Raw genomic sequence first — 12,916 nt, forward strand, 5'->3', positions numbered from 1 at the left:
CCAAAGGAGCCGATAGCTGTGTGCTTCCGCTAGTCACGGAAAATCATGCACACGTTGCTGAAAGGAGGTCGAATGACCGTAGAAGCACTACTGATCGTGATGGCAATACCGGGAACGGCTGTAGCTATCATCGCCCTGTCTGACCGCTTCCTCAAGAAGCGCTAAGCTGAGCCAGCTGAGCCTCACCCGTCGTGAGGCTCACGCCTGCACAAAATAAAGAGCCCGTGGATTAGTCAGGCCCACGAGCTCTTCATATTCTGCCGTGTTTTCGGAGGTCTCGGCTAACCATAGAAGCAGTTCTTATATGTTGCGTTTCTCACAACAAGTCAACGTCTAAACGTCGCTTCGTATATCACTTGTATGTCACTGCGTACGTACCAGCGTATATAGGGCGTCTCATGCTAACTTGCACGTCTACCCGCCGTTCTCTGCTCGAAGGCGCGGTCAAGCCGCTCGTGCACGCCGTCGATGCGGTTGCCGATGCCCTCAATGGCTCGAAGCAGTTGCGCGGTCTGTTCCTGAAGGCCGGCTTTGGTGGCGAATGTTTCTGCGGAGTGGATGCGGAAAGAAGCCAAATCAGCCGCGACCTTATCAGACCGCTCCTGCACCCTTTCCGCCTTATCCTCTGCCACCTTCACCTTCGCCTCGACGCGCGCCCACACGCGCCAGCCAGCACCGGCCAGCATCAACATGAAGCCGACCACCGCCATGATCTCGGCGCCACTCACGGCTTCACCCCGCAAAGCTTCGCCAGCTTTTCATTCTCGGCCAGGATCTGCCGCTTGGTGCCTTCCGTCATCTTGTCTTCGACTGACGGCCTAACGGGGCGCGCAACATCGCAGTAGCTACCGGCCGTCACGCAGCCACTTAGAAAGAGCATCGTCAACCCGACTAGCCCCCATGTTCTGAATCCCATCTTCGATGCCCCTCGCCTGTTTTATGGCTTTCGCGTTTGCCTTAGCCTGCTCCGCCTTGGCATCGGCCTTGCCGCTGGAGCGTCCATAGAAAAAGGCACCCGCGACGATCGCGAGCGCTACGCCGGCCGGAGCCAGCCAACTTGAGATGTGGGACCAGATTGCCGCCGCCAGCGCGCCAATCATGTGGGATGCCCCGCCTTGCGCGCCCACTGCCACCAGCTTAGAGGGACAGCAGCAATGAGCGCGGCAATGCCGGCCTCGAGCGAGGCAGCGACGGCGGGGTCGTCTGTGATCATCGACCTGACTTCCTCGCCGATGTAGCCGGAGCCGTATAGCCAGCCAGCAATCATGTAGAGGGCGATGCGAATCCAGACCGTCATTTCTTGCCTCCCTTGAGGATCGCCAACAGGAAGCGGCCGACAGCGGCCCAGAAGCCACCGGTGGCGGGCTTGCCGCCGCCAGAGGCGTCATAGCCAGCGGTGCGCAGCGCTGCCTCGAAGGCGCGGCCATATTTTTCAATGCGCGCGCCGTTCGTCCTCACGTCACCATTGATGATCGCTCGAGATGCCGCGTAGCGGTAACCGTCGGCGGCGTCGTAATCCTTCAACTTGCGGCCTGTGAAGATGCCGTCGGTCATGCCGCCGAAGAGGATTTTTACGGCCACGCCCATCTCCGCAGCCTTATCCGGCGTGCCAGCGAGCCCGAACTTGGCATAGTTCGCCTTGCCGGTGATCTGGGCCAGGCCCCGACCGCGGTAGAGCCAGCCATCGTCAGAGCCGGTATTGCCGAGACGGCCGCCATAGACTTTGTTCGCCAAGCGGCGAGGGTTGCCAGCATATGGCGTCGCCGCGGCGAGCGTCGGGAATCGGCTGGGCCAGACTTCCGTCAGCCGTTTTGCCGAGTAGTTGAGATTCTCCGCGACTGGCTGGAACTGGCCGCCGGTCTCGTGGTGCGCCTCGGCTAGGATTGCGGCCAGGTGCGGCAACGGCGTGCCTTGCCGCTCGGCTTCGTCGAGAATGGCGTCGATGCCCTGCACTTGTGCTTTCTTGTTGATGGACAAGGGCGAGCGCACCGCCGCGAAGAATTTCGCGCGGTCCATGATGGTCTCCTGTGGTGGTGAGTGGTTAGTTCGGCAGCATCAGGCGGATGCTCCACGCATAGCGAAGCACCGCCCGCCAGTTGGCGATCGGGGTCATTGAGGGGTGTCCTGTAAAGAAAAACCCGCTCGATGGGCGGGTTCAGTGCGCTGTTAGCCGGAGCCAATAAGCAGGAGACGACCCAAAGGGTACTTAAAGGGTATGATCCCTATACGAGGCCTTCCTGCAGTCAGCTCAATGCATAATGTTGCTTGAGCAGGCTAACTGCGCTCTGGAAGGACGGCAACATTGTCGGCAGATGCATAGCCCTGTCAAAAATCAGCGCCATCCCCAGTTTGCCAATCCAGCCGAACGAGCTGGCGCTACCGCCATACGTCCAGCGCAAATCGGCGGTGATATCCGGCGATAGAGTGTGCGTGACCAGGTTAAGGACTTCCGCATTCTGCCACAGCACGGCCGATTGTTTCGTCTCTGCATCAAACGAAAAGCCGTAAACCGCCGCAACGTCAGCCGGAGGAGAGTTCGCGGCGCTGATTCCGTTCGAGACAGAATCTCCGTTCTTACCGTAGAAAAACAGCGACCCCGCGGATGCCGACCGGAAAGACTGCTGAAACACCCCCGCCCCGTCGAAAGCCGCGAGCAGGTTCTTGGATGTCGTCGTCGCTCTGGCGGCTGCGGCAATCGAGGCGACACAAATAAAACTGCAGCTTGCCGTTACAGTACCCGGGGCAAGATGCAGACCGCCGGTATTTTCCGTTAGTTGAATGACGGGAAGGTTGTTGAACCCGGCATCCGTATCGATCTTCGTGGCAGCCGCCCCATTCTTCGACGTAATGGTCGCACCCGAGAACCGGTCGCGCCCATTGCCGTCGGCATCGAGTTTTGCAGGGTCGATCACGTGGCGCAGACCAGCGATGCTGGCAATCTGCCGCTCCCAATCGCTCATCGTGATCTTCGGTGCACCAGGAATACTGATCGCCGCCGTGCCTGGAATGATGCTCATACGTCCCATGTGAAAGTCTCCTAGATGGTTACAAGCTGATGGCAGGCCCAGTTGTGCATGGGGGCCCCATAAGCGGTCGTGTCGGCCGAATTGTCGCGAACGTTACCGCGCACGCCTGTGATCGGTCCGCCGTTGGTGCCTGACATTCCCGTGCGGGCGTAGCCGATCTGCTGGGAGCTTGGGCTGCCCGGATCGCCGGAGAGCGCAACCGTGATCTGGCGGGTGCCTGTCTTGGTGACACTCGAAATCGTTCGCGGCACACCTCCCGTCTGGAACCACTCGAAGCCATTGTTGCCGGGATTGCTCACGAGCGTCGTGTCGATCGAAATGTCAGTTGCTCCATCGCCACCGGCATAGGTCAGGACGATGTTGGCTCCCGTCCTCACGGCGCTTGCTATGTGCAGCGGCACCCATGGTGCGCCGGCGAGCGTCTGCCGGATCGCTCGGCCGTGATAGGCGCCGAGCCGCGCCGATGATGCGGCGGTCAGATGCACGCCATCCGCCACCGTCTCGAGGAAGTATTTGGGGCCGACGCACAGGATGATGCCAGGATTGTCGAGTGCTGCCTGCAGCTGCGCCAGCGGCACATCGCTGGTGGCTGGCATCGCGCCGTATGCCGTCCAGTTGCTAATCTGGTCGACAAACAGGAGCACTACACCGGCGGCGCCGGTGTAGACGGAAATGTCGACGGTCAGGTCCGTCTGCAGCTCTTCCAGGTAGCCCTTGTAGGTAGCAACGCTGTCAGAGAGATTGTTTTCGCCATGGATGAACGACACCGTCGAGGCGGCAAAGTCGAGCCCATTCAGCCCCGCCATGATCCGCGCGCGGCGGATCGAAGTGATGATGTTGGCGTAAGGCTGCGTCCCCTTCCTCAGCCCGGAATATGGGGTACCGCCGCGGCCATGTGCGACCACGAGCGCGGCCTCATCGACCGCAATCCCCCCGACCTTGGTCAGCTCGTATCCGAGCTGCGAGGCAGGTGTCTCACGGCTGCTCTCCTTCAGATCGACAAGCGAGAGCCGGTTTTCTGCTGGCGTGGGCTGATCGGCATTCAGTGTGCCGCGCACGGCCGGGCCGACATTGAACATCACAGCGCGCCCCGGACGCACCGCCGTCGTCGATACTGGTGGCGTCGACGACGAGCCGTCGCTGAGCGACTGACCGTAGAGCACGTGATAGATCAATCCCGACACGCTGGAGAGCAGCGACGTTCTGGCCGTTACGTCCTCAATCTTTGCTGTCAAGACGCCCGCGACGTCTTCAACGTAGCGGGCCTCGGTTCCGACGACGCCGACCGCCGACGCGTTATTTTCGCCGAAGGTGATCGGCGTGACGTCAGTGCCATTCGAAAGCGCGTACACCCGAGAAATGGTAGCAACGAGCCGATCGAAGATCTGAACGTCGACAGCCCCAAAGGAGTCAACCCAGCCCAGTTCGAAGTGATAGCCAAATACGAGGTCGCCGTTCTCCGTAACGACAGACCAGAGATAGTCATCGAGAAGCGCCGGCACGCCGGTGGTTTCCAGCATTGCAGCGACGCGCAGAACACCATCTCGGTCGATGCCTGCCGTAACACTTCCGTCCGCAGCTCCGAGCAAGACGGTTTGCCAGTAATCGTCCATCATCCCTTCGCTTGTAGCGGCAGGCAGGAGGTTCTCCCTGCTCTGACGAAGAAGGTCGGCAAACGGAACCTCATCGGCCTTTTCCGCCAATGTGGCGTTCAGGTCTGACTGATCGGAAATCTCCTGAAACGTCAGCGACGTAGTGCCTGTCACGATAGGCGCCGGCGTCGTGCAGATGAACTGCTTTCCGCCGTTTGCAATTCCCGCGCGCACGAAACACGCCATGCCTACGATTTCAGTCTCTTCGTTCGCGTCTGCTGCCCGTAAGGCAGATCCAGAAGCCGGAACAACATAGATTCCGTTCTGGCTGGCCACGGCCTGGTTTTTCAGCAATACACGGTCGCCGGTTGCCAGCGTCACGCCGTCGAGGGCGTCTCCATTTTCCATGCCGGTGGCAATGGCGACGTCTGCCGTCGACGCAGCAAGGACTGGAGCCTTCCACTGCGTCGAAACCGCAGCCAGCGACAGCGCACGATCGAACTGGTCTTGGATGGTGCCGCCAACGATGTTTCGAATATCGGGCTTAGGCGGCATGTATGGCGAGGTCGACGACCCATCCGCGAACACGGCGTCGAAGGCGGTTTTTATTTCATTTGCCATTCGGCACTCCAAAACAGATGGTTAGATGATGGTGATTGTCAGCGGCCCGGAAACGGGCCCTTCGACGTCCGAACCGTTGAAGGGGACGGCGTAGTAGTCCCAGACGCCCTGGGGTGCGCAGGAACCGGTCTCCACAAACATGATGAGGTCGTCGTATGAGCCGGCGAACGTGGTGTCGGCGATTACGACGAAGGTGTTGTTCCCGGTCGCCGCCGTTAGCTTTTCAAGGAAGCTGCCGTCGCCGGTTCTCAATACACCATTGACGGTCGTACCACCGGTAAAGCGGACACGTGCCGAACCGCCTCCGTAGCCGGAAAGGCTCGACGCCACGCGATATATCGTTCCTGCGGCCAAGGTCTGCGCCTGTCCGAGGCTAGAGGTTGCGCCTGCTGCCTTGTTGGCCTTGCCCCCGCTGATCGTCCAGCCGGTGCCTTTTGCCCAGTCTGTGTCACCGGCGAATCCGCCATTGACGATCGTATTCGTTCGCGTGGTGTCACCGTCGGTATGGGTGTAGGTCGAGGACGAACCTACCGACAAGGTTGCGAACGGTGCATCCACGGCAGTATTCAGACCGGAACCTGCCGCCTTTCGATACAGTTTCACGGTCTTAACGTGGCTGTCATTCGGCGTCGTAACGCTGAAGACTGCATTCCCGAGACGGGGAGCCGCCGACGTCTGGGTAAACGCTGTCAGCGCCGCGGGGGCTACCGGATCGGACGTCGAAAACACATCAGCCGTAATTGACCAATCCGAGTACTTCCCGTTGGAGGACTTAAAGGCAACCTCAACCTCAAGCAGCTGGTCGACGGGTACCGTATTCGTGTTGAGGTTGATATATCCTCCGGATGGTTCAGCATCTGGGAAGGGTTGCTCCACCCACGCACCAGGAACACCAGCGCCTATGTCAGCGACACGATAGCGAACGACTGGAATGAGGCTCCCGTTTTCCGGGTCAATAATGACGACACGAATGTAAACCGAGCCGTTGTTGGACTTCGCCTGCACCAGGTTGATGACAGGTGTATCGAGATTCGCCGCATTCAATGCCGGCGGGACCGGAGGCTGCTGACCTTCGTCGGTTGCTGGGTTCCAGTCATCAATTCCCGCAGGATTCTCAACGATGTCCATCGTGAAGCCGCCCTTGGTAAGGGCTAGGACCGACCTTCTGTTTTCAACGGTCTTGCCGGTGAGCCTCGGTAGCCGGGTAGGCGTTTCCAAGCGCACCCACCGCGAATATACGGAGTTGATGCCGCTCAAGCGGACATCGATGCTGCCCTTGACCTTCTGCCGCACCCGCTGCCAATCGCGTTTGCCAAGCCTTCGTGCCTGCCGCCATTGCGTCACCCAACGGTAGTCAGCCTCATCCGCAAGAACTCGGCCGGCCTTCAGTTGCGCAGCCGCATCCTCGAAAAAGTCCGTATCTGTCGTGGTGTACTCGGTCTCCGGATAGGTAAACTTGGGAACGAGGCGATTGCACTCCTCATCGAACAGCACGTCATACTGTATCTGGTGACCGACAATGTCGGCGTCTGTCAGAACGGCGGTGCGGCTCTCTCTAAACTTCCCGACCGTGAGTATACGAGCGCCATCGCCGCGCGCGACCAAGTGGCCGTCGCATGTGGAGAGCATCGCGTTAAGCCCTGACTTTGGGCCGTTCTCCGTCGTATCCCAGCCACTGCATTGGTAGCGTCTTTCAACGCCACCGCCTGCAAGCGGCACGTCCTCGTCGCAGATATCAGCCTCCTCTTCCCAGAGGTCGATGACCGGGAGAAGGGCTTTCGTGTAATCGAGACCAAAGCCAAATTCGTTGAAGCAGAGGTGCCAGGCAATGATGATCGCTGCGTTGCGTGTCCACTGCCATGTGGACGGATCCTCTGGATCCTGCGCAGGATCGCGAAAATCCCAGCAAAGAGCGCCGTCCAGTTCGACCGAAGGCGACGGCGCCCCGTAAGGGAAGGCCTCTTGCTGGTCTTGGGCGTCCGCGTTGTGTGCGAGCATCGCCAGGGATGCCTGCCCGTCTCCTCGATGATCTGCTGTCCAGACGCCAGTAGAGGAGAGGTCAGTAACAAACTGCTCATAGGCAGTTTCGGTCGGCAATCCTAGCCTGGTGTACAGCCTGACATATGCTGAGCCTGCGCCATACCTGCCGCCCGTCGTGAGCGGCGTTACGACATTGCCGACTACCGTTACCTCGTCGTCATTCAAGAAGTAACGATTGATCGACTTGATTTTGTGCCCTGCGAGAGCCTGGACTGAATATAGCTTCGACCCCCTGGCCTCCCATAGCATTCGAGCGCCGGAGAGCCGCGTGCGCCCTACGGCATAAATCCGATAGGGTATCGACTGATTAAGTGGCGACCTGCCGTCCTCAGGCTTTGGCGGCTTGGGCGTCTGCGCCATAATGGCCTGCAGGCCAATCGATAGAGCTGTGGTCGCGATCGCTGTGGCGATCGAAGCGTAGGAAATGGTCGCGGCGCCGATTGCAATGCCACCCGTACCGAGCACTGCGGTAAATATCGGCGTGAAGATCGGGTCGAAAAGAACTTGGCTGTAAAGCGACGTCGTATGACCAAGGCCATACCGCTGCAGCATCATGCGATGGTGTAGACTCACCCCGTAAACCTCCATGCCGCAACGTGATTTAGCTTCTTGGCTACAACGCCAGACGGCCCAAGAACGAGCCAAAGCGGCCCAAATTTGATGGCGCAAACCTCGACGAGACCGCCGCCGATGCCGGTCGGTGCCTGAACGACGCCAACGTCACCGTCTTGCGGATGCTGGATGCGCTTGAAGCCGAGCGGCTCAAGGGTCTTGGCGGCGAAAGCGATCAGGCCTCCGGCGCGAGTCAGGATGTCATGGGCGCCGGCCTCAGAGGCGTACGTGCCGCGGTAAGAGGCGGCCGGGTCTAAGCCGATGCTCTCCTGTATCCACGTGGCGCAGAACGTCGTGCAGTCGTCACCGCCCATCCCGCCCCACCGAAAGCGGTGCGGCAGAGCCACAAACTCTTGCAATGTCATGAGGTGTCCCGGCTTAGAAGTTTGGCCAGACCGGATTGGCCCCGCGAGCAAGGCGCGCGGTGCCATCACAGAACTTGTCCGTCGGCGAAAATGCTTTCTGATGCGGGGATGACCACAGCGAACGAGCACCGCGGGATCGGGTAGAATCCCCAGCGACTACCGCCAGCGATAGCGTCAACGTCACGGACTGGCCGCTGGGCACTGCCGGCGATTGCTCGCCAACATGGGAGGCCGTGCCCACCCATACCGGGATGACGTCGCTCATCGGCTGGAAATACTGGTCCAGCGTTGTGATGCCCATATGCACGGACGCACCGCGCACGGCCGGCAGGCTGTCAATCGTCCGCGCGGCGGTGGCGGGATCGATACCTGAGAGCGTGAACTCGACGCTGTCTGCCGTGCCGTTGACCAACACCTCGAGCGTGGGGACGCCGACTAGCCTGCCGCCACCCAGATAGACGGTTCCGTCCGGATCTATGCTGTCAAAGTTTGCCGGAATGTCATTGATTCCGAACCACATATGCAGCGCCGGGTCTGTGTCGATGCGCAGGAAGATACCGAGTTGGTGGCTCCCCCGAAGCTCTTCGATGACGTTTGCGGGAATCCAGTCCATCAGAATGCCTCAACGAACTGGATTGCCTGCTGTGTCACAAAGAACGCCTCGACCACTGACGGCAGCGTGAAATCCGATTTGAACTTCGCGACGAACCTCGGCCGAGCGAACTCAACCCGCGCGCCGACGGTCACCGCCTCGCGAAGCGGCGGGGCGATCGCCAATGTGTAATCGGAGTAGCCGCTGCCATCGGTGCGCGCGAGCACGTCCCAATAGCGGTATGCCCGCCAGCCCTTCGTCGGATGGTAGATCGAGAACCAATCGGACCAACGTAGCGGCCTGGAGAGGCCGTGGACGCGCATCTTGATGATGCCGGCATTCAGTGCTGCAGCCTCGGTTATCTCGCCGTAGACGGTAGCTTGGCTGTAGCCAGAGCCATCGTCGAAGTAAGATCCATCGGAGTGCGGAATACCGGAAATGATCGGAGTAGGTAGCCTGCCTATCTTCGGGAACGGCCCAAACCAATCGGTTATTATAGGTACGTTGATAAACCGGAAACCGCCATTCAATCTGGCCCCGAGCCAGTTGACGTATTCGTAGTGCTCCGGATCCTTAATCATGCAGTCTTCGTAGACGGCGGTGACGATACCGCCACCGCTCATCTCGATTGACTGCCCCTCACCTAGACCGTTTCGGCCGCCATCTATCGACGATCCGGTGACGTCAAAAGTGGTCCGAACCGGCGCCAGAAAGTTGGCTTCCAGCGTCGGCTGGTTAGTATAGACAGCCATTGTCACCCCTTCTGGGAGTTGTACCGCATCTGTAGGGTGCCGAAGCCGCCGCGCTCTTGGCTCTTGTTGTATTGGCTAAGCCCCTCGCCGACGCCCTGCTTTACAAGCGTGCGGATATGGTCGTCGCCGCTAGCGCCGCTGACGTTGACGAGCAACATGCCAGGCTGGTTGTTGTTTGCAGCCGCAGAAGAGCGACTGTTCAGCCGTGGAGCGCGCGGTGCGCCGACGTAGCCGCCATTGGCGTAACCTCGGAGGCGCTCGAGCGTCGGAACGCCGATGCGCCTCGTCGCTGCGGCATCAAACACATACTCCCCTTTGTGAACGATGCCGGCAGGCGTCAACTTCCCGCCAGGGCCGGTGAACCCGCCCTTGTCGAATAGACCGATGCCTCCGCTAGCCGCAAGCTGCTTGGAACCCGAAAAGATCGTGCCCGACAGGAACGAGAGCCAACCTCCACCGCCGCCGCCAGACCCAGCAGATGACAGGCTGGTTGCAAGGTTGCTTAGACCCTTGGTGGATTCAGTCGATGCGCCCGCCAACTTCTCAAGTGCCGCGCCGGCCGACTTGGCCTGCGATATCTCGAAGTGCATGGCGTCCTTCTTGGACTTCCAGTCACCGCCCCAATCAAAGCCGTTGCGAGCAGCGATCGCGCTAATGCCTGTCGGCATGTCAGTGACAAGGTTGCGCCCCATCGGGTTGGCTTGCGAATTGATGTCAATCGCGTTGCCAAAGGCATGGTTCGAAAGCTTGCTCGTGCCGGCGATGTTGCGATAGTTGTAGCCGCCGATGGACTTGATCTGGTAGCCGGTGGCCTCCAGGTCGTCGACAAGCGACTGAAACTGCGATGCGAACTTAGCGTTCACGTCCGCAGTAAGCCCGCTTGCCGTGGTGATGGTCGACAGACCGATGCCGGTTCTGGTCGCCCCTGCGGCTGGCAAAGCACCGCGCGTCACGGCGCCAACGGGCGCAGCGAAGGCCGACGCCAGCGAAGATGGCGCAGCCGGGAAAGCCGATAGGGTCGAGCTCGCCGCCCCGCCTCCGCTCGAACCAAACACCGCCGACGCGAAAGCGTTGCCAATCTGCGTAAACAGACTGTCCAGCGACTTCTGCATCGCGTTGGCAGCGGCATTCTTGATCGCGTCGGCAAACGCTTCGCCAATGCTCTTGCCGCCCGACACAACGCCGGTAGTGAATTCAGAGAGGAACGAATGCGTTAGATCCGACAGTTCTTCGCGGTTGAATTGGTCGCGGATCATCGCGGCATTCTTGCCGCCGAGATCCTCCGGCAACCCGTAGGAGCGAAGACGCTGTTTTACCGCCTGTTCCTGCTTCGGCAGGCTCGCGAAAACCGCGTCGTCGAGCAAATCCTGCTGCAACTTCGCCTGAGAAAGCGCCTGCGAGTACTTTTCGTAGAGCGCGACCTTCTGCTCGATCTCAGCGCGCTGAGCCTCGGAAAGGGATCGCCCCTTGTCCTCTGCCTGCTGAAGCAGTTCCAAACGGAAGCGTGCGGCGTCCGTCTGGATCCCGTACTGGCCGGTAAGTTCTGTCTCCAATCGAAGCTGTGCAATGCGGTCGTCAGCGCTTTTGACGAGATCGCGGTAGGCGTTTGCGGCTCGGCTGGCGGCCGTCTCAGCCTTCTTGTCCGGCTCCTCGCCCAATTGAATGGGCTTAGCGCCAGGCGTAGGCACTGCGACCGTGCGGCCGTCGCCATTGACTACAGTTGGATTCGCGTTGCCTATACGCAGAACAGCATTTCGATACGCTGTGTCGGCGTCGTCACGCTCTTCCCGATTGGCGGCATTGCGCCGAGCGTCTTGCCATAGCCTCTCCGCTTCCTGAAGATCAGTGAGAGGAGCAACCCCAATCTTGTTGAGATCACGAAGAGCGCCAGCGAGCTTATTGATCGCCTGGGTCTGCCGGTCCGCGCTTCCTTCGATAAGGTCAAGCGACTTGACCATCTCCGGAATGCTCTTGGCGACCTTCAGGGTGTCTTCGTCGAACTGACGATACTCCTGCGCCAGCTTCCTTATCGAATCCGGAACACTTTCGTCATTTGCGATCCGAGAAAGAGCCTCGCGGAAGCGCAGTATGTCTGGTTCGCCTCTCTGGATGGAAAGGTTTAGGTCCGCGAACGCCGTTCGCAAGTCGCGAACAACGTCAGGGTTCATGTCCTTCAGAATCGATGCGTTTTCGGTCAGCAGTGCCGGACCGAAAGACGCCGTGATCTTGGCTTGCTCAGCCACAAGCTCACGCGCTGCCTTTAGGCGGTCTTCGAGATCGGCTTTGGCAACCTGTGCGCTCTCTAGCGCGTACTCCCTCAATCCCTTAGCGGCCTCGCCATATCTCTCTTTGAGTAGAGCGATGGTCTCAGCGTGGCCTTTTAGAACGTCATCTGCGCTTTTGACGTCTTTTGAACTCGATATGTATTGGATCAGCGCGGCGCCAGCCGCGATAACACCGATGGTCACCAGCGAAATCGGGTTTACTAACTGCAGGAACGCGCCTGCCACGGCAGGGCCGATTTTCTGCCCGCTTGCCCTGATGTCGTTGAAGACCTGCGCGACCTGCGGACCCTGCTGCAGGGCAACCGTCTGCCATGGCATGAATGCCGCGGTTGTCGCGATGTCAAAGCCCTGAGCGGCCAGGTTCGAGGTGTTGAAGGCACCTGCGCCGCCCCTGCTGGCTGCCGGGGTATCTTTTAGTGCCGCGTTGCGCCCTTTAATCGCCGCCGTCGACGCCAAGGCCGCCTGGCGCTCGCGCTGAATGGCAGCGGTCATCTCGTTGGCCGAGATCGCGCCAACCGCGTGCGCGCGGCGAATGTCGGCAACGGCCGACTTGTAATTGTTTATGGTCGCGAATAGCGGGCTGTACTTAGCCCGCAGGCGTTCAAGCTCCTTGCCCTGATCAGCGAGTGCGCCGGTCCACTCCTTGGCGCCCTTCGAGCCGATCCCGACCATCTTGTCGACGCGGGCCTGCAGCGCAGTCGTCATCGAGTTGTCGATGCCCTTGCCCAAGCCGTCGAACTGCTTCTGAACCTTGCCGGTGGTCGCCGAAATGTCTTGCTCGAGCCGCTTCAGGCTCCTTTTCACCGTAGCAAGCTCGGTGCTGATGGAAATTACTAGATCGTCGGTCTTTTCAACCATCAGGCGAATATCCTAAGAAGTATAGGGCTCGCGCGGTGGCGGGCGGGCTGAGGGGTGGCAAATGGGTGGATGGCTGAAGACGCTGGTCGTGACAGCGTGCATCGGAGTAGCGGGCTGCAACACGATTGAGAATCAATACGTCGATACAAATGGTAGGCGAGGAAGCGGTCAGA

11 protein-coding genes are annotated in these 12,916 nt (G+C 60.0%); all 11 read right to left on the bottom strand.

All coding sequences use genetic code 11. From position 1 onward, the window contains the following. Positions 1-401 precede the first annotated feature (401 nt). Entirely contained in the window at positions 402-710 is a 309-nt protein-coding gene (locus tag IB277_RS07170) for a hypothetical protein (protein ID WP_210339588.1), read from the bottom strand. A 135-nt stretch (positions 711-845) separates the two neighbouring features. Further along, the gene (locus tag IB277_RS07175; RefSeq protein WP_192370901.1) at positions 846-1,100 is read right to left on the bottom strand and encodes a hypothetical protein; all 255 of its coding nucleotides are present in this window, start codon (positions 1,098-1,100) and stop codon (positions 846-848) included. Beyond that, positions 1,097-1,297 carry a hypothetical protein gene (locus IB277_RS07180; RefSeq protein ID WP_192370902.1) on the bottom strand — a complete coding sequence of 67 codons (201 nt, stop codon included), beginning with the start codon at positions 1,295-1,297 and terminating at the stop codon, positions 1,097-1,099. The genes IB277_RS07175 and IB277_RS07180 overlap by 4 nt, the downstream gene beginning before the upstream one ends. Continuing rightward, positions 1,294-2,016: a hypothetical protein gene (locus tag IB277_RS07185; protein ID WP_192370903.1), complete on the bottom strand. Its 723-nt coding sequence runs from the start codon at positions 2,014-2,016 to the stop codon at positions 1,294-1,296. Before IB277_RS07185 ends, IB277_RS07180 begins: the two co-directional genes overlap by 4 nt. Before the next feature lie 227 nt (positions 2,017-2,243). Continuing rightward, positions 2,244-3,026: a hypothetical protein gene (locus IB277_RS07190; protein WP_192370904.1), complete on the bottom strand. Its 783-nt coding sequence runs from the start codon at positions 3,024-3,026 to the stop codon at positions 2,244-2,246. An 11-nt stretch (positions 3,027-3,037) separates the two neighbouring features. After that, positions 3,038-5,239 (bottom strand): hypothetical protein, encoded by a 2,202-nt coding sequence (locus tag IB277_RS07195; protein WP_192370905.1) that lies wholly within the window; start codon positions 5,237-5,239, stop codon positions 3,038-3,040. A gap of 21 nt (positions 5,240-5,260) precedes the next feature. Beyond that, entirely contained in the window at positions 5,261-7,852 is a 2,592-nt protein-coding gene (locus IB277_RS07200) for a hypothetical protein (protein WP_192370906.1), read from the bottom strand. Continuing rightward, positions 7,849-8,256 carry a hypothetical protein gene (locus IB277_RS07205; protein WP_192370907.1) on the bottom strand — a complete coding sequence of 136 codons (408 nt, stop codon included), beginning with the start codon at positions 8,254-8,256 and terminating at the stop codon, positions 7,849-7,851. The genes IB277_RS07200 and IB277_RS07205 overlap by 4 nt, the downstream gene beginning before the upstream one ends. 13 nt (positions 8,257-8,269) lie before the next feature. Further along, positions 8,270-8,869: a hypothetical protein gene (locus IB277_RS07210; protein WP_192370908.1), complete on the bottom strand. Its 600-nt coding sequence runs from the start codon at positions 8,867-8,869 to the stop codon at positions 8,270-8,272. Further along, positions 8,869-9,600, bottom strand: a complete 732-nt coding sequence (locus IB277_RS07215; RefSeq protein WP_192370909.1) for a hypothetical protein — start codon at positions 9,598-9,600, stop codon at positions 8,869-8,871. Before IB277_RS07215 ends, IB277_RS07210 begins: the two co-directional genes overlap by 1 nt. A gap of 2 nt (positions 9,601-9,602) precedes the next feature. Further along, positions 9,603-12,743 (bottom strand): M15 family metallopeptidase, encoded by a 3,141-nt coding sequence (locus IB277_RS07220; protein WP_192370910.1) that lies wholly within the window; start codon positions 12,741-12,743, stop codon positions 9,603-9,605. Between the last annotated feature and the right edge of the window lie 173 nt (positions 12,744-12,916).

This window comes from Ensifer sp. ENS07 (assembly GCF_014852185.1).
GTDB lineage: Bacteria > Pseudomonadota > Alphaproteobacteria > Rhizobiales > Rhizobiaceae > Ensifer > Ensifer adhaerens.